The sequence below is a fragment of the Bosea sp. RAC05 genome (assembly GCF_001713455.1).
In the GTDB taxonomy this organism is placed as follows: domain Bacteria; phylum Pseudomonadota; class Alphaproteobacteria; order Rhizobiales; family Beijerinckiaceae; genus Allobosea.
The window spans coordinates 236,442-261,284 of the sequence record NZ_CP016463.1; the positions used below are offsets into that span (position 1 = coordinate 236,442).

Genomic DNA, 24,843 nt, shown 5'->3' on the forward strand with positions numbered 1-24,843 from the left:
GATCCTTTTTGGACGATTCCTTTCGCTGGATTCGTTCGGAAGGCATGATGGGCTACGAGGGCAACAGCCTTGCTTTGGCAGGAGCAATGTCCGCGGCGACAGCAAAACGCTGCGCCCGCGACGCGATCCAGCGCGCCTTGAGAACGAGCGATGGTCGAGGGGTCAAGATCGGATCCTTCCTCCTGGGCTTGTGGCAGGTCGCGATCGGAACGCTGCTTGAGGCCGGGGAGGGTGAGGATGTCTGCGCTCTTCTCGTGGATCGCATTGGAAAGATCCAAGGCTACGGTCGCAACGCAGACGCGGCGCCTATCCAGTACGATGACCTGAGCCTACGAAGGCGCGTGGCTGAGGCGTCTTATGCTGCCGACATCATCGTCCAGGCCATCGACGAGTTCGCAGAAGGATCAGTCGACGAGGATGGCGACGATCCGATGCCTGAAGCGATCCTGGACGCTGCCATTGTGCTGCTGAGTGAAGCCTGGGGCCCAGTCCATCTGCGCAAGGCCATGCGCGAACAGGCTGAAGCGGTCGCAACAGGTCGCACAAAGCCGGTCATGCCGGCTGAACCTGCTGTTGCCAACAATCTCGGTCGGGAACGTCCATTCGAGATCAAGTCCGAGAAGCTCGCGAGCAAGGACGAACCCACCTATGCGCCACGGTCAGTGGAAGCTGTGATCGAGACGGCTGCGGTTCGTGAGTGCATGATCTGGGTGGTGGCACTGACCATTCGTTCATCCGACGGCACGCGCGCAGAGGTACGTGAGGTCATAGGAACGCGGCAGGGATTGGACGTCAAAGCCGCTCACATCGAGGCATGCCTCGATCTGTTTCGAGGGCTGGGCTCCCCACGCGAAGGCGATCAGGCAAGGATCTCGACGAACTCCTCGTTCCTCGTGACAGAGGTGACCGAAGGAGCGCCAGCCAGATCGGGAATGTCGGCCGCCGAAGCCACGTCATGGCACGAGATCGAAGAGGCTGCCCGTTCCTGGCAGGTGCGTTGGCAAGTCCGGCAGCCGGCAACTGACGGGCCACTGGATCAGCGCTGCGATAAAATCCTTCGCCACAAGCTCGCAGATGTGAGCAAGGCAGCGAACTGAGTTGGTGCTCGGAGCGTTGGGGGTTACGATCCTCAATGACGAATCCTTCGAGAACTGCATGAATCGCCGATCCTTCCTGTTGATGACGGCCGGACTTTTGGCCTCGACTGGCGTGCAGGCCCGCGGGACAACCGCGGAGATCCTGCGGGCTGAATTGCCTCGCGTGTGCGGGAGGCGTGCTGCCGCGATCGAGGCGACGCTGACAAGGCTTTCGCGGCTGAAGCCACCGACCTCGGGCCGCACGATCACCGTCGATCTGCCATCGCAGCAGCTCGTGGCCTATCAGGACGGTTCGATCGTAATGGAATGCCGTGTCGTCATCGGTGACGAGGGATGGCGGACCCCGGATCTCGACACGGTCACAACGTTCGTGCGGTTCAATCCAACATGGACAGTTCCGGAGTCGATTGTCTCGGCGCGGCGCTGGCGCGACAAGGTGCTCGCCGATCCCTCCTATTTCGAGAACCTCAACTTCCGGATCGAAGCTGGCGGCCGGATGATGACGCCGACCGACGTTTCAGAATCGGGTCTGCGCCCGGTTCGGTTCGTGCAGCAACCAGGCCGCAGCAATGCGCTCGGGCGTGTGAAGATCGGCCTGGCGGCTGGCGGCTCAGTCTATCTGCATGACACCAACGATCAGGAGGCTTTCGGGGAAGACGACCGAGCCCAGTCTCACGGATGCATCCGGGTCGAAAAGGCGATGGAACTCGCGGCATGGGTCATGGGCATCGACCCCGACGCCGCACGAGAGATGCGGCGAGGCGGGGACAAGCGAGATCACAGGCCCGGCCCGGTTCGCGTGGTGACGACGTATTTCACAGCATGGCCGGATGATCAGGGGGTGGTGCAGTACTATCCCGACATCTATGCCCGCGATCGCAGGGTCGCGCGATGTTCAAGCGACACGGAGCCAATGCGGCAGTGGGTCCCCAGCGGCTTTCCCAGTGATTACGAGGTTGAGTGATGACAGGCCAGACAGCAACGCTGACGGGTCGTGAAGGCGGCTATGGGTTGATCGCGATCATGCGTCGTTGCGTACGCGTGGCTTCTTTCGCCTTCAATCTGGTACTCGCCTTCGCTGCCATTCTCATCGCCTGGCGCCTTTGGGGCATGGCACAGACCTGGATGATCAATGCAGGTGGCTGGCCGTACCCGAGTTTCGAGTACGCGCGCCAGATCGCCTATGCGCCAGGCCTGAAGGAGCGTGTGATCTGGTGGTCGATGGCGTGGGCCGCCTATGTCTTCGCCGGCGGGTTTGTCTTGATCTCCCTCGCGGGAGTGAGGTCACTTATCTGGCGGATCCATGGAGCGCTGCGAGCACTGGCCTGAAGGAGCCGGAAACGGACCGCATTGGCCGCTAGACCTGGCTCGCATTTGCGCCAGCCGGCCGCAGGTTGAAGGTCACAAACGGCCTGCCGATCGTCGCAAGCTCGAACCCGATCCGGGCAAAGCGCCCACCGGTATCCTTGAGCTGCTGGCCCAAGCGCCGGATCCGCTCTTCGAGCTCAGGGCGGCCGAATGCCCAGCACATCTGGAGCACGAACTTCACTACCTCATCATGGTCGGTAATCGCATCCAGTCCGACACAGACCTCGACAGTGTTCATGCTTCCGAGGGTGACGGCAGCATGCTCGACCACGGCATCAGGCTGGCTCATGATGAGCGCTGCGATCGTCAAGGCGAAATCACGAGCGCTCTCGCGCCCAATGGCTTCAAATGAGGATCGCAGCAACTCCTCCGCATTGCCGGCCGACGAGACGAAGTGACATTTGGGCAGCCCAATCTCGTCGCCATCGAGCATGACCGAGATGGAATCGAGCAGGCATCCTTCGCTTTCCATAGCCTGGGCGAGGTCTGCAAAACGGGTCTGATCAGGCGGCAGGCGGCAGGCCGAAACCACCACGTCGTGGAGCAGGGTCGCGCTGACCGAGTCCGATGGCTGGCTCTCGATAGCACCGCTCGGCAGGATCCACTCGTCCCGGGCATTGCCGACCCAATGCAGCCTGATCCCGGACACGCATTTGTCGCGGAACAGCAGCTCGACGAAGCCCAGCGGCTCCCGAACAACCCTCAGGTCCCGTCGCGTGTCGTCGCGGACGCGCTGGGCGATCGCATCGAGATCTGATGAGAGGCCCTGCTGCTCCAGGATCCGGAGCAATGACGACACACGCACGGTAGCCCTGCCGGGATGGTCGATCCGCGCGAGCGGGTCGAATACGACACCAACGGATGCATTGCCCTCGAAGGAAGTGAGCTCCTTGAAGGCCAGGCCGCAGCTATCGATCATCTCTGCGAGTGCACCGGCGGGCAGGCCGGGATCGCCGGCTGCTCCATCAAAGATGTGATCGGCCCACTGGGCGATCTGCTGACCAGACCAGAAATCGACCTTCGATTCGTTGGGAGAATGACGGTTCATCGCTGCAATACTGCCGAGATTGATGCCGCTGGACAAGAACGGGTGCCCGCGGCGACGCGGATTCCGACTTGCAACGAATCCGGCGATGTTTTGCTCCACAATGGAGTGACACTTATGGCCAAGGCAAAAACCCAGATCATCCGCGACCGCAGCGGGGCGGTGCTATGGTCTGGCCCCGGACGAACGCTGAAGGAGTTCGTCGAGTGGCTCGTCCAGGAGAAGCAGTCGCTCGCGGGTGCGGATCTGACCGGCCTCGATCTCTCTGGGCTCAACCTCGACGGTGCCATTCTCGATGGCGCGCTGCTCGATGACGCCGACCTGCGAGGAGCGTCGCTTCGGCACGCGAGCATCAACCATGCCTCGCTCAAGGGCGTCCAGGCTCAGGGCCTCAACGCCGAGCACTCGCTTTTCCATGGAGTGGACCTTCGCCCTTCGGAAAAGCTCTCGTCGCGGTTCGATGGCGCCCGTCTGGCCTACTCCGAGCTGTGCGGTGCGCTGATCGATCACGCGTCGTTTGAGAATGCCGGCCTGTCGCGTACCTCGTTTGCCCATGCGAAGGGACGCAAGACGAGCTTCGTCAATGCGAGCCTTCACGATGCCGACTTCTCCTATTCCATCCTGATCGGCTGCAGCTTCAAGAAGGCGCAGATCACCGCTTCCACCAGGATGAGCGCGGCACATCTCCCAGACCGGACGCGAGGCATGACCTGCGTGAACAACGCGTTCTCGCAGGCAGTGATGGATGTCACCACACCGGCCTTCCAGAGCGACCATCGCTGGTCGCGCGCGCTGAAATACCTCGCCTGGGGTGTGGCGACCGCCCCGATCGCTTTCACGTCGCATATGTTGCCCATCCATCATGTCCAGGGCCCCAGCGGCTATGGCGTCGTCTCGGACGTGCTCCAGAGCACAGCCACCGTAGTGGTGGTAACGGGGCTCGCCATTGCCATGAAGGAGTTCGTCGTCGAGCACATCCGCGACTGGGTCGAGGAGAAGTTCGAGGATCTCCATGTCGGCATCAGGCGCGCCTATGACGAAGCGTGGAAGCTCGGCGCCAACCTCAAGGAGATGGTTGCAGCCAGCATCTTTGGGCCGGGCCTGCGGGCCGTTCGGGCCGGGCTGAAGGCCACTCGCGCCCGCTACAAGCACGAAGGCGGCTATGCCGGCGTAACGGAGGTCGAAGGCAGCAGGGGCAAGATGATCTTCTGTGACCGGCGCCACCTGGCGCTTGCTCTGGAGTCGATCAGCGCCGGCCGGTCGCGGCATCGCCTGGAAGGCGATCTCGTGGTCGTCCGCAGGGGATCTTCCAGAATCGATGCGCCGGCAATCGTCAGGTATCGCGCAGACGGCGGCACGTCGATGGCGTGGGTCGAGGGCACGGCGGTCGCGAAGACGGTCGAATTCGACATCGATGGCGCCATGATTGCCTTCACGGGCGATGTCTCAATGAAGTCGGAACTCTCGACGGTTCTCGACGAGTTCGAAGCGGCGATGCTCGACGATCATGCTGTGAACCTGTCGTATCCCAGGAAAACACACGAGCTGCGGGCCGGCCGAGATGGTTCGGTTCTCGTCTTCAGGTCTGCTGACGGACGCCCGGACAACCCGCAAGGCCCGGCTCTTCTGACGGTCGACGGGACCAGCCGCAATTTCCGCAATGGCGGCGAGGCGATCGTTATCCCTGATGTCGACATCGATGCGGACGATATCGCAGCATCTGCCCCGCGGATGTGATCAAGATGAGGCCCGCATGGCGAGATCCCTGTGGGCCTCATCCCTTGCAACGTTGACCTTGGCCATCGCGTCATCGGATCCTCCACGATCGGGGTGATGGATGGCTGTGAGCTTACGCCAGGCTCGGTTGACCTCCTCGATCGTGGCATCGGGTGAAACGCCCAGTGTCGTCCACCAGCCGCGTCGCGGCGGTTCCGGATGGATTGGCTCATCTGGGTCAAAGACCCGCTCGGCCGCGGCCTGCTCGAACTCTTCCAGTTCCGCTTCAATGAAACCAAGCGCTCGCCTGGCGTTCTCGATACGGCTATGGCCCGCGGCCATGAACTCGATCGTGCCGATGCCTTCGACATGAGCCACGATGAGCAGGGCTGTCGTGTCGTGTGACCAGGTGACCTCAATTCGAACTGACCAGTCAGAAAGCCCTGCCTCGATCAGTTTGCAGGCTGCAGCCGCATCGCGCTCGTTTCGACGGCGCCTGGCTGCGCGGATCTGGCTGCGCGCCATGGTCTCCATGACGATCACGCCGACCGCGACGCCAAGCCAGATCGCATCCTGACTGGCGGGAAGCCGGATCTGGAAATGCTGCTCGATCAAGGGAGCTGAGACAGCAGCTGCCAGGACGATCGCGAACAGAATCGCGATAGACTTGGTGGCCAGCGTCAGAAGCTGCGACAAGCCGCGCAGGATCGAGCGGATCATCGATCGAATCGAAGTGGATCAACGAGCATTCGAAATGATCGCCTCGAATACAGCCCCTGTCGAAGATCGGAATCGGTGGCCTTGTCCTATGCGTCTGGCGGAATGATCCTGCGACCATGCTGATCAAGATCCCCTTCCCGTATCAAGCCGAGGTCAAGGTCGGTCGCGCCCGCAACAGCGAGAAAATGAAGCTGCTGGGCGACACCGAAGTGATCGTCCGCGAGATCCATTCAGACGAGGCGCCGATCGCGCTGTGGTGGACCGCGCCCGACCTGAACGTCGATCTCCAGGTCGCGATCAGGTCGGTTGATGGCGACCTCTATCACCCGATTTTTCTCCAGGAGAGCCGTGATCAGCTTGATTGCGATTACGCCCGCTCGACCGAGGATTTCCTGCGCAAGGTCCGCAAACAGCGCCATGCCGGCCTGCGCGATGTGCTGGCGAAGCCACGCCTGATCACTGGTGCTGCCTTCGCCGATGTCCTGGCCAGGGGCGTGACCGGTACGACGATGCAGGGTCATGGCTCCACCCGTGTCGCCGATGCGCCGCCGGAAGACATCCGCCGTCCGGAAGATGCGAATGTCCGGCACATCCTGAATTCGGACATCGAGGCACAAGCGGCCAAGATCGCGCAGTTCGCCGACGGGCTTCTGATCATCGACGGGATCGCGCATCGCAAGATTGCCCAGCCCGGACTGCGCGTGAACGGCAGATATCCCAGCATCGACACCGCTTATGAGCCCGACGCTTCGATCTATGCTGTGGACCGGATCTATCAGATCGACAGGTTCTCCGAGGCCCTCGACGACGTCAAAGGGCGCACAGGATCGGTTCGTGATCAGATGGCACCGCCCGATATCGTGCGGCCAGATCTTCTCGACCTGTCGGATCCGCTCGGAGCAGCGGCGAGGGCGACGGCCGCGTTCATCGTCCATCGTCAGTCCCAGGACGACCATCGCGGTGGTCGGCGCGGTCCTGCCATCGCCTCATACGACATCGATGTGATCAAGGCATGGATCGATGTCCGCGACGCAGATCGTTCCCAGACCTCGGCGGTGATGGCTGCGCTCGTCCGTTACCGGGAAGCGTCAGGTGATCAGGGCATGCTGCACGAGAGCACGCAGATGATCGAGCGATTGATCGAACGCAACGGCCAGCTGGACGAGCCGATGATGCTGACGCAGACGGAGCCGGCGCCGTGAAGATCTGCATTCCCCTTACTTATGAGGCGACCGTCCGCACCGCGCGTGGGGACACTGACAAGCGTACCTATCGCGAAGTTGTCGAATTCGACCTGCCCGAGGCCGATGGTGCGCCCGTCGCCTGTCGCTGGGCTGGATCTGGAATACAGACAGGCGCCGGCGATCACGACAAGGATATCCGGATCGTCGACGGGAAGCCGTTCGAGCCATACTTCTCGCCTGGCCGCTATGATCGGGAGCGGGAGGAATTCGTGCATGACCCGATGCGTTCGGACCTGCCAGACCTCGCCGACCAGCTTGCTCACGTCGTCCGGGAGCGTTACGCGACCCGCAGCTTGATCGCAGCGCTGGAGGTCAAGCGCGCTGGCCCGCCGCGTCCTCAGACTGTGATCCGCAGCGACCGGGACTCGGTCATCGAGACGCTCGGAGAGTTCGTGAGAGACAATCTCCGCTCGATCGACGGCGTCCTGCATGGGCTGGGTCATCTTCCCATGCTGCAGGTTCGCACGGGATCATCGTTTCATGGTCCGACGACAGTTGGTGTGGAGCTCGTATCGGCTGGAACCATCGAGGGGTCTAACTGGCTGAACGCCTATCCCATCACCGAGTTCGAGGCGGCATCCGCTGCAGCCAAGGCCCTGGCAGAGAATCTGGAGCAGCGCGGGTACAAGGCCGTCTACAAGCCGCCGACGAGTTTCCCAGTTGAGATCGTCGACGCCAACTTGGTCACCCATGACGTATCCGACGTACTGAGGTCAGCTCTCATTCGTCATGTCGAGCACGCGCTCGCCTACCACCTGGTCAAGGGGTCGAAGGAATCTGCAGATTGCTACGAGTCGGTTCGGCAGATGCGCTGGCCAAACCGAAAGGACGATAGTGAGGCTTCGCCCGAGGACGATCTGGCCATCCTGCAACACGCCGCAGCAGTGTATGCGAGCGAGGGCGGCGAGGATGCCTGGTTCGTCAGCGCCGCGGTCGAACGCTTCAATCGCGCAATCGGCGATCTGGCGCTGAGTGAACTCGATCTATGATCCTTGAGGTCACCTACGGCTACACGGCGAGCGTCCGCGTTCCGCGTGCGCGGACGTGGTCGGACCGGCAGTACCGGGGGACGGCGACGTTCTCGCTTCCAGAGGTCGCGCTCGAAGAGACCGATCTCGTCGCATGGTGGACGCCTCCAGAATTGTCCGGAGTCCATCAAACGGCCCTGAGGTCGTTTGAGAACGCACTCTATCAGCCGATGGCGACCGAGTCGGATCCGACGGCGTTGCCCCTTGATCAGGCGGGAGACTTCTACCGCCCCGCAGGCGGGCAGCATGTGACGACCAGGTTGAAAAACCCGGCGTTCGTCAGCCCTGGTGCTCTTCAGGATATGGCTTCGGTCTCGTTTTCTGGCCTGCTGAGTTCAGGCATTGCGATGGTATGCCATCCCGAACCCTTGAGATTGCCGCGGATCGAGGACGACAGGACCATCGCCGAATGCGGGACAACCAATCGCGACGCGATGGAAGCCAGGATCGCAAAGGAGCTTGCCAGGCTGGTTGTGATCGGCGGGGTTGTTCACTGCCGCATCACGATGCCCTTCATCTCCGTTTTCAATGGAACGATCACGGCAGGCCATAACGCAGGCGCCGGGTTTCAAACCTTCGCGCTCGATCAGCTCGAAGCGGCGTTGGCTGCAGCTTACTCTCACCAGAGCGCTCCCAAAGTCCCGTTCGATAAGCCCGAGATCGTCAGGCCGGATCTGGTCCCGGCACGGCATCCGCTCGCCGTCGATGCTTCGAACGTGGCAAGCCAGCTCATCCAGAGCCAAATCAGCACTGCAGCAAGCTACCGACGCCCGTTACACGATCTGCCACTGGAGACGATCCTGGCGTGGTATGCGCTCAGAGATAGCCTTGCAGCCGAGGCGGACACAGAACGTCTTCTGGACTGCCTTGAGGCCTATCTGGTGTCATATCCAAACGACCGCCAGCCGGACACTACGCACTCCTATGCGAAGCGCCTGCTGGAGCGTCGCAACGCGGCTGCAGACGACGATCTGCTCGCAACAATTGGACTGCCGGGTGTGCCATGAAGCTGACGATCCCGTTTGTCGTCCATTACCAGTACACGGAGCGGGGAGCTCATCGGCAGCGCCGCTATCGTGCTCTGCTGGATGTCGATGTCCGGGAAGCTGGAAACGCAGAAGCCCCGATTGCCCTGAGATGGGCCAGCGGTGGCTTCAATCGTGAGACGCCCGCCAATTCCGGGCCTCAGGAGGTGCGCGTCTATGGCGGAGACGGTCACGTCTATGAGCCGATCCTGACGACCAACGGGCCCGAGCCGATGGTCCCACTCCCGGTCCCGGAGCAAAGGCACGAGCCCTTCCTGAAACTGTGCGACATGCTGCGGGTGACGGACCCTGGCCGAGGGATCGCCACAGCCAGCGACATCGCGACACCATTGCCCAAGCGGCCGTCCGAGAAGCTCCAGGCCGAGCACCGTGCAGCAGAGCTGAAGGCATGCCTCTATGCCAGGGACCATCTCCTGATCGTCAACGGCACAGTCTGGGCAAGGTCGGCCTTGCCCATGCTTGTGGTTCGGCGTGCGCAGGGCTCTGGGGAGCACGGCGCTTACCTGCACCTCATGCATCCTGAGCAGATGAAATCGGGAGACTGGCCCAACGCTTTTGCTCCCTGCGATCGCGAGGACGCCGAAGCGGAACTCAAGCTCAGGGCGCTGGAGAAAGGAGACAATGCGACGTGGGGCCTGGGTTCCAGTGTCAGGAGCCTGGAAATCGTCGAGCCAGCGCTATGCGCCTACGACCTGTCTGAGCTACATCGCCGCAATCTCCTGCATGCCGTGAGGAATGCGTTGGCAGAGGCTCTTCCGCGCGGAACCCCGGAAATGGCTATCGCCTATGACCGGATCCGCAAGGTTCTGGAAGCACGCGAGCCGATTTCGAGCGAGAAAGAAGAGCGCCTGATCGAGGCTGGGTATGAGGCCTATGCCTCGTGCGGTGGCGTTCAGAAGCCCAGGCTGGAACGGATGGTCGCCCGAATGCGGCAGCTTTCCCATCTTCCGGGACCGCTACCTTCTCTCCCTGGGTTCTGAAGAGAGCCCACAAACGAAAACGGCCGCTGGTGAGCGGCCGTCCCGTCTTCATGCTGAATACGGCGAGCGAAGATGCTCGCTCGCGATCACCACTTGTAGCCGACGCTGCCCTGCACGACGTGCTGCTGGCCGCCGAGCTTGCCGGGGAAGTTGCCGGCGCTGGACTTGTCGAAGTCCATGAAGCGGTAGCCGACGCCGAGGACGACATTGGGGGTCACGAGGTAATCGACGCCGGCGCCCAGAGCGTAGCCCCAGTTGTCGGCCGTGCCGCGGAAGGAGACGCCGCCGAGGGTCGTGGTCGCCTTGAGCTCCTGATAGGCGACGCCGGCCAGGACGTAGGGCAGCACGTTGCCATAGGCGTAGCCGACCTTCACGGCGCCGAGACCGAAGCCCTCGACATTGGCGCGAGCGGTGTCACCGAAACCGTTGAAGGAGCGCTTCGTCTGGCCCGACAGGTTGGCCTCGATCAGGCCGCCGACGACGAGGTTGGACGGGAACTGCCAGTTGGCCGCCGCGAACAGACCGCCGAAGCCGCCATGCGCATCGGGGACCTTGATGCCGCGGGTGGCCCAGGTGCCTTTCAGGACGCCGCCCGGCTCCAGGTAGTTGAAGGCATAGCCGCCCTGCGCGCCGATGCTGAAGCCCGTCCAGTCCGAGACGACGATCGGGGCGCGGGTGACGACCGGGGCCGCCGGCGCCGGCGCATCGTAGGTGACGGGGAGATCGGCGGCGACTGCTGCGGTGCCAGTGAGAGCGAGCAGGCCGGCGATCAGGATCTTGCGATTCATGTGGTTCTCCAGAAGTTGATGCCCTCTAGAATTGGCCAAACGATCAGCAAGTCAATCCTTGGAGCGATCCATCCCTGCAATTATCGAATCAATCGGTGGATAGCCAAATGCCCATCCAGTCTTTCAGGCTGCGAGCCTGGCGCCCTCAGCCTCCAGGCATGCGTCCTCTGGCAGGTAGGGCAGCCAAGAAGCGACGTCTGCCATGGGGTCGAGCACGAAAATGGACTCGCCGTGGAATGATGCGTCGCCCGCGGACTTGCCGATGGACTTTGTCCTCGACAGCGCGATCCGAGACGCCTTGCCGTAGAGCTCCGTGATCTCGGGCTCGGCGCCGGTCGAGACGATGACGCAGGCCTTGCGAGCTGCCGCGCGGCGGCAAGCAAGCGCCAGGCGCTCCTGATCAGACCAGGTGAAGACGATCTGCCCATATCGGACGAAACGCCGCTCTTCCCCCGAGCTTGCGGCCTCCGTGTAGGCGGGGTCGCAATAGACGAGGTCGCCGGGGCCAGCCCGATCGATGCTCGTCTCGAAATCGCATGCCTCGATCGACAGATCGGCTGACTGCAGAGCCAGGCTCGCGGTTTCGATCAGTCGGTTCTCGATCATATGAGCCGGCGTTCTGGATCCGCCGCCGAAAGCGACGTTGAACTGACCCTTGCGGTTGGTGCGATGGATCCCGCCGTAGCAGCACCGGTTGAGCCAGATGAAGCGCGCCGCCCTCTCCAGTGCGGTCTCTGGCTGAGCCAGCCGCATCTGGTTGTAAAACGCCTGCTCGACCGGCCAGCTGGCGATCATGTCGACGAGCGCCTCAGGCTGATCGCGAACAATGCGCCACGCTTCGACGAGCTCGCTGTTCAAGTCCGAGATGATACCGGAACGGATGCCGGTCGCGAGAAAGACGGCACCCCCTCCAATGAACGGCTCGATGTAGCGCCCTTGCGTCTGGGCCAGGCGCTGGCGAATGGCGTAGCCAAGCCCTGCGGCGAGCCAGCGCTTGCCGCCAGCCCAGCGAATGAAGGGCTCAGGCAGGCGGAGCGAAGGATCAACATTTCGATTCGGTTTGTAATTCATGGCGACGATCCTCGAATTGATCGAGGAAAGCGGCAACCTATGCCAGTCTATTCGGCGTGGACGGAGGTCAAGGCACCTTCGACCATGGGGAGAGCTTCGTCCTCGTCCCAGGCGCCTGCACCGAGATCCGAATAGTCATCGCCAAGGGCGAGCACAGGCGAGGATAGAGCTTCGTCTTCCGATCCGTGAAGCCGGTCCCACATCAGATCGGTCGAGGCGATCGCCGCAGCTTCCTGCAGGTTGACGATGGCAGCAGGCGACGTGATCTCGCGCGCCAATCTGAAGGTCGGCGAAACTGCGTATGCCCGTCCGTACGAATCGAGCATCTCGGCCTCCGAGTTGATCATCAGCGCGTTCTCGGCGCAGCGCCGAAGCGTCAGATCCTCGTCGATCTTGCGATCAGGCCTCGTTCCGATCTGTGCATCGACCCAATCTTCCTCGCGCTCGTTGCCGAACATGCGCGGCCGCACCGGATCCCCGGCCTCGATGTCGAAGTCGTCGACGTTCCAGCCGAGCACATGCGAAAAGGCATTGCGGACCTGAGCTTCGGGATCTCGAATGTCGGTTCGGACGAAGGCGTAGGTCACGGCCTGATCAGGGCCACGCACCTTGACGGGGGTGAAACCCCAGGTCCAGCGATGCTCGATACCGCAGCTGCCGTCCTGCTCACCGAAGCCATAGGACTTGATGTCGTTGGCTGCTGCCTCCGGACTGCGATACTCGCTCATCACGGCATGGGCGAGCGCGCTGTGGAGCACGCCGCCGCACAACCGGACAGCTTCGAAGAGCCGGATGTATCGCGTGTTGCGCTTGATCAGGTCTTCGAGGTTGACGAGCTCGTCGACGATGACGTTGTCGGGAACGACCTTGGAAATCGCGAACCAGACCGGCGCCTCGCCTTCGCGGTAGACAGGTCTCAGTCGTCCGACGAACTGCTTGAGTTCTTCCTCCCGGTACTGACGCTGCACGATGCGGGCCCAGGATCCAGGATAGGTCGGGACACCGACGGTGGCATCCTCGCCGCCGCGCATGCGCAGGACCTGGTTTTCCACCGGCAGCCGCAGCGGCTGACCATCATACCCTGTGCTGTCGCCATTGCGATCAAAGGGCTCTTCCGGATCGTCGTCATCGAAGGTGAGGGCGGCAACGATGCCATCGATGGTGTGCACGGGCACTTCCATGCGCCCGACCGAAACCGCCGCGACATGGTTCTTGGCGAAGTCCAGACCGCGCATGGCGCCGAAATGGCAGAAATCGACATTGCTGGGTGCTGCCCACGCCGTATTCAAGGCACGCCGCACCACCACGCTCGCCCCGAAGACGACCCGTCCGTTGCCATAGAGGCCTGAGATGTTGCTGAGCAGCCGCCGGAGGTTCTCCTTGCGCCGGCCGGCATAGGCCTTCTCTTCCCAGGTCTTGTTGCGGCCGGCCACGATCGAGGCGTTCGAGTAGGTGCTGTCGATGGCGACGACGGTGCGCACATTCAGTGGCGCGTCGACATCATGCAGCCTGACCTCGCGCTGATCGAAGACCTTCCCGATGATCTCCTTGGAGGCGGAGGCGTCCAACAGCATGATCGGCGCGTTGATCCAGTTCGGGCTGGAGCGCCAGGACAGTCGGATCTTCTCGCGCTTGAAACCGCTGTCGGTGTCTTCGAGCAGGAACTGGATGCGCATCTCGCGCTTGCCCTTGGCCTTGCACTCATAGGGCAGACCCGTCAGCTCGGCCAGCGGGGCGTGAGCCTTGTCCTTGTCGAGCAGCTCAAGCCGTTCCTCGATGATTTTCCAGAACCGGTACTCTTCGCGCACTTCCGTGCCCGTCGGCATGTTGCAGAGATCGCGCAGTTCCTCGACCGCGGTCTCTGGTGTGATCGCCGCGCTCGACGTCATCGCGTTGCCGCAGACCCGCAACGCCGACTTCACCAGCATGGCGCCGGTGACGACCGTGTCGTGGTTGGTGACGTGATAATCGGCGAGCGCCCTGGCAGGGCAGCGGCCGCCCTGGAGCGCATTGGCCGCGATTTCCGCAGCCCGCTCGCGATCAAGAAGCAATTCGTCCGGCAGCACCCCGTCCTCGCGCTCGCGCTTGGTCAGCTTGGGTGGGCGGCGAGGGCTCTTGAGGGTCTCGAAGGACAACGTCGTCGTGTGGACGAACAGGTGGAAGATGCGCTCGTCGGCGATGACCGCGCGCACCTTCTTCAGCTCCTCCGGAATGGTCAGCGTGAAGAAGGCATGCGGGAGGAACACGACATGCGAGCGCGCGATCTCCTTGCGCTGCTGGATTGCGGGGCAGGTCGAATAGTGGACGCAGTAGCGGTCCTCCTTTTCGCCTTCCGAGTCAGTCACCGTTGCTCGACACAGGCCAGCAGAACCGATCCCGGCCTGCATCAGGAGACGCAGCTTGTCCTCCATCTTGCACCCGGCTGCGAGCTTGCCCTTGTAGGTCATCGTGCGCAGGGACGCCGACATCGCATCGCGCCGAAGATCGGCAATGCGGGCTTCCATCTCGCTTTCGGGGATCAGTCCCTTCTCGATGGCCTGAGCAGCGAGTTCATCGTCATCGAGGCTGGCGTCGAGGTTCAAAACCTGTGACCGGACGCGCAACTCCTCGATGTTGGCATAGGTGGGCAGCAGGAAGAGGATCGGGCCTGGCGAATTGTCGGGATCGCTGTCCCAGGCATAGGTGCGTTCGTCCTTGGCGATATAGCGGATGGTGGCCGTGGTCTTGCCGGCGCCGGTTGGTGCCGCCAGCACCCGGATCGGGCTCTGAGCCTCGGGGTCGTCCTGGTAGATCTGGTCGAAGAACGTATCCAGGGTTTCGCCGATGCCGGCCTGGACCTGCTTGGCGATCTGGCTTCGGTCGGGGATCAGTGCTCGTTCCGCCTTGGCTTTCGCCTCCTGCGTCGAGACCACGGCCGCGATCGCACGCCGGCCACCGACAGCCGTCACCGCGCTGGATTTGGGCAGGAAGCTGAGGCTGTCCAGGCCGCTGACATCAGCCCGCTCGGGAGCGCGGCTGCGCGCTTCGGGAGCGACGACCTGACCAGATGAATCGCGACGTTCGCTGATCGGGGTCAGTTCGCCCTCGCGCAACATGCGGATCGAACGGTCGACCTTCTCGGAGACCTCGCGTCTGATGAATTCCTCTGTCCAGCGGCCGTCGATGACCGCGGTTTCCCGGAATTGCGTCGAGACCATGTGCTTGATCGTGCCAGGGCCACGGTCGGACGTGTCGTTGGCGGCACCCGCGTTCAAGCGCACGGCCCGCCGGGCCAGCTCATAGAGGTAACGCTCGCGGCCGTCGGTCACGAGACCATCGGCGTTTGTCGACCAGTGCTCGCCGAGATCGCGAAGACGTGGAACGCGCATCTCGGTCGTCTCGTCGAAAGACCATTCGACGCCGCCGCCGGCTGCCGCCGGTGGGCGATAGAACGGACGCAGCTTCTGGACCTCCTCGAGGAAGGCGTCGAGCTGCTCAGGCGTGACCAAGGGAGCCGCATCGGGCGGCTTGCGGCTCGGGTGTTGGTTCAGCCACGTAAAATACTGGCTCGTCTTGTGGTGAAGTCCGTAGAACGTCGCAGGCTTGCCCTGCGCCAGGATTTCAATCTGATCCTCGGAGCGCTCGGGCTCGGCGCCTTCCTCGACAGGCATGGAGAAGCGATACGAGCGATTGCGCAGCTCGGTCTCGGGCGCGATCCGGTAGATCAGCAGGATCTTGGGCTTGCGTCCGACACGTTTGAACGGTGACACGCCCAGATGCCGGTCGGCGGCCTTCTCGATGTTCCAGGACAGTCGCTCGTCCGTGACGTCGATATCGAGCGCGAAGGTATTGCCCGACGCCTGCCCGAAGATGACCGCCACATTGTGGTTGGGGACCAGAGCGGCCCAGCGGCGCACGGTTGCGGCGTCCGCAGCGACGTACTGGTAGGGCCGCCACTTGAGACCCTCACCATCGATGATGGCGCTGCGACGCTTCTCGCCTCGCTCCTGAGGAAACACGGACCAGCCTTGGGCAGCCAGAGCCGGACCATGCAGAGAGAAATGGCTTTCGCCGAGCGCGTAGCGCATCTGGCGAACACCAGGATCCTTGACGCCCCGCGCGATCCCAGCGGCCAAAGCCGGTGCAATGTCGCTCGTCGAAGCCAAAACCAAACCTCACTGGTGCGCCAGCGGTAAGAATCAGAATATCGATCCTTACCGTCTCAAGATTTGTTATGAGCGTAGCCGGCTGAGGTCAATTCGGTTTCTTGGTGCTGATGTCCGGATCGTCGTCGCCATCCACAGCTTCCATCGACCTGGATTTTTCCCAGCCCTCGTGCTCGGCGAGAACGATGTTCAGAGCATCCTGATCGGTCACCCGGATGCCATCCCGAGGCGTCTCGACAGCGACAGCCCGGTCAATGGTGGTGACATTACGCATGGGCTTGAGGGTCGCCGTGAAACGACCCGTCGCGAAGTCCATGGTGATGCCAGGTGCCTGGGCCGAGCAACGCCCGCCGGACCCGGCCGATTTCATGCAGGCCATGCCGTTTGCCACCATGCGCCCGATCGTATGCTCGGCGGCTTCATGGTTCTCTGTGTTGACGCCGAGCGTAGCCACGGCGAAGCGGATGAACGCCGATGTCGGCGCGTAGGTCGGGTAGAGGAAATCGTCCTTGTTCATGCCAGTGGCTCCCGGCTTCGAAGGCGCCACTGGGCTGACCGAAGGCATGATGCCGCCGCCGGGAGACATGCTGCCGGGCATGGAAGGCGTCAGACCACCACCAGCCGGCATGGCCGGGGGAAGGGAGCCTCCGGGACGGACATTCGGGGCCTGGGCAGTCTGTGCCATCTTGATGGGAGCAACCCCACCTGGCACCGAGAGGCGCGGAGCCTGCGGCTGGGTCGCGGTCATGCGAGCGACATCTGCCCAGTAGCTGTCGACGACCTTCTGATCGATCTGACCGGAAATCACGGGCTGGCGCATCCGAGCGGCCTGGTTGGGTTCGGCAGCGCCAGCCATGCCAACGAAAAACGCGGCGCCGGCCGCCGATCCGATCGCGATATTGCGAATAGCCCGGGACAGCAGCCGGGGGTCATTGGGGCCAATCGACTGGTGGATCACAGCACCCTTCGACACGAACTTGGCCAGCGGCGCCATCATGCCGGCGACCTTGCCCATTTCGTTTTCGACATAGCCGATCACGGAAGCAGCGAAGCCCTCGGCGGTGCGGCGGGCCTGCCGAACCGCCATTTCGGTCACGATCGAAAGGCCCCGAAGGTCGCGGCGCAGATTGTCGATGACGAGACCCGGAACGATGGCACCCGCAACGCGGCCGGTCTCGACGAGAGAAGCAACGCCGGCGCGAACCTTGGCAACAGAGCCATGGAGGCGACGGGTGTTCGAAATCATGGAGCCCGCAGCGACGACAGCAGCGGTGCGCGCCGCGAACGGAACGCGGAAATTCCGAGGTGGCGGCGTCGGGCTGAAGATTGCCCGCAGCCGAGCTCTGGAGACCTCGTCCTGGAAAGGACCATGCGCGGCCAGCGCAAACAGCTCGTGATCTGCCAGCGGCCGATTGGCGATGGCCTGATCGATGGCAACTTCCGTCACGCCGGTGCGGACAGCGCCGCGGATGCGGGCGATGACTTCCTGTCCACGTCGCAGAAGGGACGTGCCGTCACCGGAGGCGAACCCTCGCGCGTCGACGAATTTGCCGACCGCCGCATGATAGGGCGAGACCGCATTGGCGATCGCCTCGACGTCGAAGATGTCCCCAGGCTGCATGGTCATCGGCCTTCTCAGTTCTTCCTGTCCACCAGAACGATCCAGTCGTGGACGACGTGCCTGTCGAGGTTTTCGTCACCGGCCGGATCTGCGTATACCTCGTCGATGCGAAGGACTGGTGCGGAGCGAATCGCGTCCATTCCTTCGTCGGCGAGCGTGAAGCTCGCCTTCACAGCCCCGTCCTGCTTCAGGACAACCTGGTCGTCGAGTTCGATCGTGATCTCGGAGTTCTGCGCGATTTCGCAGCCATTCACCCAAATCAGGACATCGCCATCCTCGGCGACAGAGACGTAAGCAGGAGTGGATTCGAGGGTTGCAAGCGACATGATGAAGGATCCTTGCCGGGTTCGATGAAAGTGACGAGATGGTAGATCGGCCGCCAGGAACGGCAAATGGATTCGTTGTCGATTCATGACAAGCATGATGGATAAATTGCAGGATCGGAAGCCCAAAGCGTTCAGGGATGATCTGTGGAACGACGTCCATCCGGACGATCGGCCTGAGGTGCTTTCGCGCGCGAGCTATCTGGTCATGCGGGGCGGCATCACTTCGAACATGGCGCTCGTGCTGGCCAGAGACGGGATGGATCTCGATATCCGCGAAGCGGAGCGCCACGCTTCATGGGCCACCATCCACCCGATCAGCCTCTACTGGCCTCCCCCGGTGAGAACACCGGCAGGACGGATCAAGCCGGCCATCATTGCTCTCGCGGCTGTTACGGAAGAGTTGGCATCGGCAGAGCTTGAGGCTGGCGGTCAAAGGGAGATCGCGGTCGAACAATTGGAACGCCTGGCACCGAACGAAAAGGTCGCGAAGGTGGCCATACGGGAGTTTCTCAAGATGGCAGGCCTTCCTCTGATTGAGGCGGAAGCTACCGGCGAGCCTGGGGATCCATGGGACAATCCCGAACCTCCAATTGAGGCTATCCCGTTCGGGCCCATGTCAGACGACGACGTTCAGCTAACCTGATTGTGTCACATATGACGCATTATAAATGGTAAGGGCCTGAATGTGTCGTATGTGACGCAATTCTGGCTTTCGTTGACGTGTTCTATATGAGACATTGAACGACAGGGCGGATGACCCGCCGCGGGAGCCAGTCCTTTGGATCTGATCGAGATCGGCGAGAGCGTGCGCAATGCCAGGCGCGACAAGGGCTGGTCGCAGGATGACTTGTCCGAAGCATCAGGGGTCAGTCGCGCACGGATCGCAGCGCTCGAAAACGGGCGGGCGGCAGAGTTTGGCTTCAAACTGTTGATGAAGATACTCGCTCCGCTGGATCTCGACATCAAGATCACGACCTTCAACGCATCGCGCCCAACGCTTGAGGATCTCACCGAGGAGGCCACCCATGCTTCGCGTTTGGGCCGGTAAGAGACCTGTCGGCCTGCTCGATCGCCACGGCGCGCATGGTGCGACATTTGTCTATGACGAGAAGGCACAGCCGGGCGACGCCATTTCGTTGACGATGCCGGTGAGAACAGCCTCCTGGGACCACGCCTTCGGGATTCACCCGATTTTCGAGATGAACCTGCCAGAAGGCGCCCTGCGAGCGGAACTCAATCGCCGGTTCGCCAAGGCGACGGGTCGTTTCAGTGATCTCGACCTGCTGGGCGTTGTCGGCCGCTCCCAGATCGGGCGGCTTCGGTTCACTGCGCCGGACTCAGACCTCGACGAGAATGTCCCGCTCCAGTCGGTAGACGAGATTCTGCGGGCTCGCCGCGGCGGCGAACTATACGACTACCTGGTTGCGAAATTCGCCGTTCACTCGGGCCTGTCTGGCGTTCAACCGAAGGTCATGATCCGGGGCGAGGAGGATGTCTCGGCGCCGAGAAAGTCCGACTCGGTCAAAGGCGCCACCCACATCGTGAAATTCTGGGACAAGGACGAGTATGCCGAACTTGCGGCAAACGAGTTCTTCTGCCTCGAGGCGGCCCGGCGCATTGGCCTTCAGGTGCCAGGTTTCAGCCTGGCCGATGACGGGAGTGCATTGATCGTCGAGCGGTTCGACCTCCGACCAGAGGGCACATACAACGGCTTTGAGGATTTCTGCGTCCTGAACGGTGTCGGCAGCGACAGGAAATACGAGGGTGGATACGAGGCTCGCCTCTTCAAGCGCACGCGGGAATTTGTGGGAGGTGCCGGACGATCGAAGGCCCTGCATGACCTGTTCAAGCTCTTCGTCCTGAACTGCGCGATCCAGAACGGCGACGCGCATGCCAAGAATTTCGCGCTGCTCTATGACTTGCCCACCGGCGCAGCCGCTCTGGCTCCTGTCTATGACCTGATCACGACCACCGCCTATCTGCCGGCCGACAAGATGGCGCTGACACTCAATGGGACGACAGCCTGGCCGTCGGCTCAGAAACTGACGCAGCTCGGCCAGACGCGCGCCGACGTCTCGCTCAAGCAGATCAACGAGATGTTCGAGCAGATTGCGGACACGCTGGCCGAGCTCGCACCGGCTGTGCGGACCTATTTTGCCGACCGCTCGCCCGAGATCGGTGAGCGGATTCTCGCGGCATGGTCGTCCGGCGTCTCTTTCAGCCTGGGCCGAACACGAAGCTGGAGCCAGGGCGCATCTGTCCAACCGGAAGAGGTTACCGAGGACAACGAGACCGACGGACCTGGCTGCCGATGACGAACGCGTTCACCCAGGTCATCCAGAGCTGCATCGACGACGCCGAGTTCTTCGGACCGCAGGGCGCCTGCCCGGCATCGATCGAGCCGGGTCACCCGAGACTGCTTGTGATCTCTGGCGAGAACGCCGGCGGGAAGAGCTTCTTCGCGAAGGTCATGCGCTCGCGGATGAGGGAGGCTCTCCCACACTGCGAATGGATCCCGATCTCGATGACCACGAGGACGTCGTCGGGCATGCACAGGGCGTTCATGTTCGGTGACGAATCGACATCGTCGACCGGACAGACCTCATTTCGGGCGGTGCGGGGCGCGCTGACCACCTGCCGCGGACGGGACACGCCTCATGTGCTCCTGCTCGACGAGCCCGATATCGGGTTGTCTGAGGGGTACCAGGGCGCGCTCGGTGAGATGGTCGAGGAGTTCGCCAGCAATTTGCCGGAGACGACACAGGGACTGGTGGTTGTCAGCCATGCACGCCCCCTTATCGGCAAGCTGATGCACCTCGACCCGACCTGCGTGCGCGTCGGAGACGATCTCCGGCCCACGCGGGAATGGCTGAAGAATGGGGATCTGCCCCGTTCGATTGCCGACATCGAAGCGCTGCGCGACAAGGCGCTGGCCCGATTTAGGGCCATTCACGCAGCCGTCGAGAGCAGGAAGCTGGAGAAGGCCGGGCAGGCTCCAAAGCCGTAGCCAACCCGGCCTGACGAGTTAGCGCCACAGGCGAGCGAAGCCTCCACGCATGACGTCCGTCGCCCTCGCGGCCGTACCGAGTTCATGGTCGACGACGCTGTCATCCTGGAAGCGGTATGTGCGGCGCTTGTCCGACCGCTCGCCCGAGCCGAGTTGGTGCCGGCGGGCGGCGTTCTCGCGCGCAGAGTTCACCAGGTCCAAGCGTCGATCCAGTTCGATCAGAAGCTCGGCCCTGGCCTGCTGCAGGCTGGTAGTGCGGCTACGGGTCTGAGCACTCACCACCAAACCAGTCGGCAGATGACGCAGCCGGCAGCTGTTCTGGTGCTTGTTGCGATGCTGACCACCGGCGCCAGTGCCGCTGAACCACTCGACCTGGAAGTCGATGTCAGATCGGCACTGATGCGGATCACGATCAATCTGACCGGTTTCAATCACGGCGACAGTCACAGTCGACGAGTGAACCCGACCTCGCTTCTCATTGGCGGGCACACGCTGAATGCGATGACCGCCTCGCTCATGATCGAGACGATCAGCTCCCTTACCCGAGATCTGAAGGACGATGGATTGATGGCCGGCGCGCCTGTCCGGTTGGATGTCGGCGCGAGCTGTTCAAGCTTCGCGCTCGGCCAGACGCAGATAAGCGACTGCGAGCTCGGCCACGAACTGGCGTGCATCGTCGCCGCCTTCGCCGGCGCGTATCTCGATGGTGCGGGATGACATGGGGAGAGCCCTTGCTTCAGACATGACGGATGGGTCGCAGAACCGGCTGGTCCGCGGACGTCAAGGAAAGCGCTGGGCGATCTCTCTGCTCATGGCATCAGCCATATCACGGGTTATCGCAGCGCAAAAGGCACCCGGAGATGCGATTCATGTGCACTCTTGTGAGCTTGAACCTGCTGTCACCCCAAGGGGGTTGACGCTTCCGAGACGCGGGAAAGACAACGGTAAAAGCAGAATCACCGGCTGCCGAGAGACCCCGAGTCGGAGCGCCCGCCTTGAAGTTCATGCTGATCGATATCCCACGTGAGGATGCCTTCACGCTCGCCCGGAAGACTCACGCGGCGACGTCGATGGATGCCGGCTATCAGGTGAAAACCGTTCTGGCAGAAGCGTCCATTCCCTTGAGGCCTTGGCGCTTCCTTGCGTCCGACCCGATGTCATACCGGATTTGCGGCGCCGTCGATGGGGATGTCGAGACCAGTGCTCTGACCAACCTCGGAGGATCGGTCTGCGCTACGGCTGATTGGGAGCCGGAAAATGGCATGATCGAGCTCGATCTGCACGTCACGCCGCAGCTGCAATGTCGCTTCCGCGATGTCCCAGGTGATCGCGACCTCCCGCGGCGCAGCCGGCTTTTCGATGCCGCAGTCGGATCGCATGACCGGTCAGCTGCTTACCGCGACTGGGTCGCCAACAAGATCCAGCCGGCCAGTGCCGGGATCGAGATCGACGGCGACATCCAGATCGCTTTCGTGCGCGATGTCCGCGTGCCCCGCAAGTTCGAGGACCGCAGGGTCAAGCTGGTCATGATCCCATCCTGCAGGGCGAGATTCAAAGCCAATGTGACCGATCTCGCACTCTTCCGAAATACGGTTTCCGGCGGGATCGGCCGCCAGCGCGCATTCGGGTTCGGATCGCTGATCCCGCGCACTGTCCTGTCTAGCCTCGCTTCGCATGGAGGCTTCGCCGATGCGGCCTGACTTCTGTTTCGATCCGGGCCGGCGGCTTTTATACGAACACCTGCTTCGCTACTTCACCGACGAGGCTACGGCCCAGCCAATCGGTCAAGCCAAATGCAAGATTTGCGGCGCGATGGTCGACTGTGTGAGGGTCGACACGTCCAAAAATGAAGGCACCTGCCTCGCGCAACACGGGATTACGTCGAAGCGCTCGGAACAGCTGGCCGACGGCGCTCGCCCGACCCACGACGCCCCTGTCAGACCAGGCTTCAACGCTTTCAACGACAAGTACACCGTGATGATCGCATCTGCCGAGAGGGCCTTCATCAATACGAATATCCGCCCTGTCATGCCGCTTCCTGACAGCATTGTCGCCGTCCGCAAGGGTGAGAAGCCGATCGGCGCGATACGGCGCGATCTTTTGGAGGATCCACCGGCCGCACCTTACGTTGCGGTTATCTTGGAGGGACGCAACGCCTCCATCCCGATCATACTCGTCGATAACGACGTCGAGGTCGTGATCAGCGGTGACGATACGCCGACGAAGCTCGACAGGAGAGCTTTCGCCAAGGCGCTTGCGGCCGGCAAAGCGCTGGGCCTGGGCCATTTCCAGTTGGCAAGCCGGATGAAGATGACGCTGCTCAATGCAGGCCCGTCTGGAACGCTCAGTGCCAATATCGACGGAAAGAAGCGCACTCTGACAGTGCCGGAGGCCATGGAGGCTCTGAAGTCTCTTGGCCTCAGCAATCTGCGGGAGATCTTCGAAGACGTCCCCGTCTCAGGCCCAATCGCCTGGGCCGTCCAAACCATTCTCGCCGACGAAGCCGGCATCGAACAGACGGAACAGTGAGCATGTCCATGAACATTGAGATCGTCGGCACCATCACCGCCGTCCAGCCTCTTTCGATCACCCAGATGGATTCTCGCACGCCGGGCGTTCCCATGATGCCATTCGTGGTCGGCGGTGAAATCGTGCAGCAGATCTACATCCCCTCCACGTCGTTGCGCGGGATGCTGCGGACGGCCGCAGTGAAAAACGTGATAGACGCGATTTCGGATGGACCGAAACTGCCTTTTGATCGGAACACTTACTACTGGAACCGCATCGGCGGCGTGAAGGGCACCGACAAGGACTTGCGCGGCACCGACGTCCTCATCGCCGGCGAGATGATGAAGAAAAATCCTGTCATTGCACTGTTCGGCGCCGGCGAGGTTTTCGTTCGCGGCAAAGTCGCTGTCGGTGAGGCGCGCCAGTCCTCGGACTTACGGGCCCGCGATCTCAACTTCACTCGCGTCGGCCAGCGTCGGGACGACCTGATGTCCGACCCCGAGCTGTTCGCGAGGATCAGCGATCAGGATGCCAGTGATCATGAGGCATACACAACAACCAAGAAGGACGTCTCGGCCAACAAGCGCCAACTCGCCGAGATGCAAATGAAAATCAAGGCCCTCAAGAAGCGCGAGGCCTCTCTCACGACTGAAGAACGCGCAGATCTGGCAGACCTTGAGGAGAAAAAGACCGGCATCGATGCCCAGATCAGGGAATCTCAGGCTGGCGGCATCTACAAGAACGCGATCAACATGCCCCATTCGAACCAGGTCATCGCCGCCGGGACAGTGTTCGATCACTGGATCAGAGCGACATCGGTCGACCAGCTGCAACTCGGCTGCCTGCTTGATGCCCTTCGCAGGTTCAGCATCGACTGCAGGGTCGGTGGATTGGAGAACCGCGGCTGCGGCGAGATTCTGGCGGACTATGCCGTGCGCATGCATGACGGCAAGACCTTCGACGAGAACGACAACCCTGCCTATGTCGATGTCGGGCGTCTTACGCTCGCCCGCGGCGCTTTTGCCATAGAGCCAGTCGGTGATGTGCTGACGTCGGCCCGTAAGGTCTGGAAGGATGCCAAAGCGAACAAGCTCGCGGGCTTCGATTTCGCGGCCCCGAAGCGGGCGGCCTGA

23 protein-coding genes and 1 pseudogene are annotated in these 24,843 nt (G+C 62.3%); 15 read left to right on the plus strand and 9 right to left on the minus strand.

Going from position 1 to position 24,843, the window contains the following annotated elements:
• The first annotated feature begins 44 nt into the window (after positions 1 to 44).
• From BSY19_RS01170 to BSY19_RS01180, 3 genes are read left to right on the plus strand one after another with little or no spacing between them, the layout of a single operon-like run.
• Entirely contained in the window at positions 45 to 1,097 is a 1,053-nt protein-coding gene (locus tag BSY19_RS01170; RefSeq protein ID WP_069052482.1) for a hypothetical protein, read from the plus strand.
• 4 nt (positions 1,098 to 1,101) lie between these two features.
• Positions 1,102 to 2,061 (plus strand): L,D-transpeptidase family protein, encoded by a 960-nt coding sequence (locus BSY19_RS01175; protein WP_236840364.1) that lies wholly within the window; start codon positions 1,102 to 1,104, stop codon positions 2,059 to 2,061.
• Positions 2,061 to 2,426, plus strand: coding sequence for a hypothetical protein (locus BSY19_RS01180; protein ID WP_069052484.1), 366 nt, complete (start codon positions 2,061 to 2,063; stop codon positions 2,424 to 2,426). Before BSY19_RS01175 ends, BSY19_RS01180 begins: the two co-directional genes overlap by 1 nt.
• 28 nt (positions 2,427 to 2,454) lie before the next feature.
• On the opposite strand, the gene BSY19_RS01185 is transcribed toward BSY19_RS01180, so the two are convergent.
• Positions 2,455 to 3,549: a hypothetical protein gene (locus BSY19_RS01185; protein ID WP_236840358.1), complete on the minus strand. Its 1,095-nt coding sequence runs from the start codon at positions 3,547 to 3,549 to the stop codon at positions 2,455 to 2,457.
• Here BSY19_RS01185 and BSY19_RS27770 point away from each other — a divergent pair.
• Entirely contained in the window at positions 3,502 to 5,247 is a 1,746-nt protein-coding gene (locus BSY19_RS27770) for a pentapeptide repeat-containing protein (RefSeq protein WP_236840359.1), read from the plus strand. The two genes, BSY19_RS01185 and BSY19_RS27770, sit on opposite strands and share 48 nt — an antisense overlap.
• Here the strand turns inward: BSY19_RS27770 and BSY19_RS01195 are convergent, their stop codons facing one another.
• Positions 5,248 to 5,946 (minus strand): J domain-containing protein, encoded by a 699-nt coding sequence (locus tag BSY19_RS01195; protein WP_069052487.1) that lies wholly within the window; start codon positions 5,944 to 5,946, stop codon positions 5,248 to 5,250.
• Between the two features lie 116 nt (positions 5,947 to 6,062).
• On the opposite strand from BSY19_RS01195, the gene BSY19_RS01200 reads away from it, so the two are divergent.
• The 4 genes from BSY19_RS01200 to BSY19_RS01215 are packed head-to-tail and all read left to right on the plus strand — an operon-like array spanning position 6,063 to position 10,244.
• The gene (locus tag BSY19_RS01200) at positions 6,063 to 7,148 is read left to right on the plus strand and encodes a hypothetical protein (RefSeq protein WP_069052488.1); all 1,086 of its coding nucleotides are present in this window, start codon (positions 6,063 to 6,065) and stop codon (positions 7,146 to 7,148) included.
• Complete coding sequence (locus tag BSY19_RS01205) at positions 7,145 to 8,179, plus strand: hypothetical protein (RefSeq protein ID WP_069052489.1); 1,035 nt, start codon at positions 7,145 to 7,147, stop codon at positions 8,177 to 8,179. The genes BSY19_RS01200 and BSY19_RS01205 overlap by 4 nt, the downstream gene beginning before the upstream one ends.
• On the plus strand, positions 8,176 to 9,225 hold the full coding sequence (locus BSY19_RS01210; protein WP_069052490.1) for a hypothetical protein: 1,050 nt from the start codon (positions 8,176 to 8,178) through the stop codon (positions 9,223 to 9,225). The genes BSY19_RS01205 and BSY19_RS01210 overlap by 4 nt, the downstream gene beginning before the upstream one ends.
• Positions 9,222 to 10,244, plus strand: coding sequence for a hypothetical protein (locus BSY19_RS01215; protein WP_069052491.1), 1,023 nt, complete (start codon positions 9,222 to 9,224; stop codon positions 10,242 to 10,244). Before BSY19_RS01210 ends, BSY19_RS01215 begins: the two co-directional genes overlap by 4 nt.
• 86 nt (positions 10,245 to 10,330) lie before the next feature.
• Here the strand turns inward: BSY19_RS01215 and BSY19_RS01220 are convergent, their stop codons facing one another.
• The 5 genes from BSY19_RS01220 to BSY19_RS01240 all read right to left on the minus strand — a co-directional run bounded on the left by BSY19_RS01220 (position 10,331) and on the right by BSY19_RS01240 (position 18,195).
• Complete coding sequence (locus tag BSY19_RS01220; RefSeq protein ID WP_069052492.1) at positions 10,331 to 11,032, minus strand: outer membrane protein; 702 nt, start codon at positions 11,030 to 11,032, stop codon at positions 10,331 to 10,333.
• Positions 11,033 to 11,155: 123 nt separating this feature from the next.
• Positions 11,156 to 12,103: a DNA adenine methylase gene (locus tag BSY19_RS01225; RefSeq protein WP_069052493.1), complete on the minus strand. Its 948-nt coding sequence runs from the start codon at positions 12,101 to 12,103 to the stop codon at positions 11,156 to 11,158.
• A 47-nt stretch (positions 12,104 to 12,150) separates the two neighbouring features.
• Positions 12,151 to 16,170 (minus strand): bifunctional DNA primase/polymerase, encoded by a 4,020-nt coding sequence (locus BSY19_RS01230; RefSeq protein ID WP_069052494.1) that lies wholly within the window; start codon positions 16,168 to 16,170, stop codon positions 12,151 to 12,153.
• Positions 16,171 to 16,336: 166 nt separating this feature from the next.
• Positions 16,337 to 17,875, minus strand: coding sequence for a hypothetical protein (locus BSY19_RS01235; RefSeq protein WP_069052495.1), 1,539 nt, complete (start codon positions 17,873 to 17,875; stop codon positions 16,337 to 16,339).
• 8 nt (positions 17,876 to 17,883) lie between these two features.
• A complete protein-coding gene (locus BSY19_RS01240; protein ID WP_069052496.1) occupies positions 17,884 to 18,195 on the minus strand; it encodes a hypothetical protein in 312 nt (103 codons plus the stop codon).
• 85 nt (positions 18,196 to 18,280) lie between these two features.
• Here BSY19_RS01240 and BSY19_RS01245 point away from each other — a divergent pair, with 85 nt between their 5' ends.
• The 4 genes from BSY19_RS01245 to BSY19_RS01260 all read left to right on the plus strand — a co-directional run bounded on the left by BSY19_RS01245 (position 18,281) and on the right by BSY19_RS01260 (position 21,202).
• On the plus strand, positions 18,281 to 18,838 hold the full coding sequence (locus tag BSY19_RS01245; RefSeq protein ID WP_069052497.1) for a hypothetical protein: 558 nt from the start codon (positions 18,281 to 18,283) through the stop codon (positions 18,836 to 18,838).
• Between the two features lie 135 nt (positions 18,839 to 18,973).
• Positions 18,974 to 19,243, plus strand: a complete 270-nt coding sequence (locus BSY19_RS01250) for a helix-turn-helix transcriptional regulator (protein WP_083247307.1) — start codon at positions 18,974 to 18,976, stop codon at positions 19,241 to 19,243.
• On the plus strand, positions 19,221 to 20,510 hold the full coding sequence (locus tag BSY19_RS01255) for a type II toxin-antitoxin system HipA family toxin (protein ID WP_069052498.1): 1,290 nt from the start codon (positions 19,221 to 19,223) through the stop codon (positions 20,508 to 20,510). Before BSY19_RS01250 ends, BSY19_RS01255 begins: the two co-directional genes overlap by 23 nt.
• Positions 20,507 to 21,202, plus strand: a complete 696-nt coding sequence (locus tag BSY19_RS01260; protein WP_069052499.1) for a hypothetical protein — start codon at positions 20,507 to 20,509, stop codon at positions 21,200 to 21,202. The genes BSY19_RS01255 and BSY19_RS01260 overlap by 4 nt, the downstream gene beginning before the upstream one ends.
• 18 nt (positions 21,203 to 21,220) lie before the next feature.
• On the opposite strand, the gene BSY19_RS28620 is transcribed toward BSY19_RS01260, so the two are convergent.
• On the minus strand, positions 21,221 to 21,691 hold the full coding sequence (locus BSY19_RS28620; RefSeq protein WP_442856649.1) for a peptide chain release factor-like protein: 471 nt from the start codon (positions 21,689 to 21,691) through the stop codon (positions 21,221 to 21,223).
• A 9-nt stretch (positions 21,692 to 21,700) separates the two neighbouring features.
• Positions 21,701 to 21,946, minus strand: a pseudogene (locus BSY19_RS28625) (PCRF domain-containing protein); the annotation flags it as partial.
• A 260-nt stretch (positions 21,947 to 22,206) separates the two neighbouring features.
• On the opposite strand from BSY19_RS28625, the gene BSY19_RS26835 reads away from it, so the two are divergent.
• The 3 genes from BSY19_RS26835 to BSY19_RS01285 are packed head-to-tail and all read left to right on the plus strand — an operon-like array spanning position 22,207 to position 24,843.
• Positions 22,207 to 22,902 (plus strand): type I-E CRISPR-associated protein Cas6/Cse3/CasE, encoded by a 696-nt coding sequence (locus tag BSY19_RS26835; protein ID WP_236840365.1) that lies wholly within the window; start codon positions 22,207 to 22,209, stop codon positions 22,900 to 22,902.
• Positions 22,892 to 23,731 (plus strand): hypothetical protein, encoded by an 840-nt coding sequence (locus BSY19_RS01280; RefSeq protein WP_069052503.1) that lies wholly within the window; start codon positions 22,892 to 22,894, stop codon positions 23,729 to 23,731. The genes BSY19_RS26835 and BSY19_RS01280 overlap by 11 nt, the downstream gene beginning before the upstream one ends.
• A gap of 8 nt (positions 23,732 to 23,739) precedes the next feature.
• Complete coding sequence (locus BSY19_RS01285; protein ID WP_171905055.1) at positions 23,740 to 24,843, plus strand: RAMP superfamily CRISPR-associated protein; 1,104 nt, start codon at positions 23,740 to 23,742, stop codon at positions 24,841 to 24,843.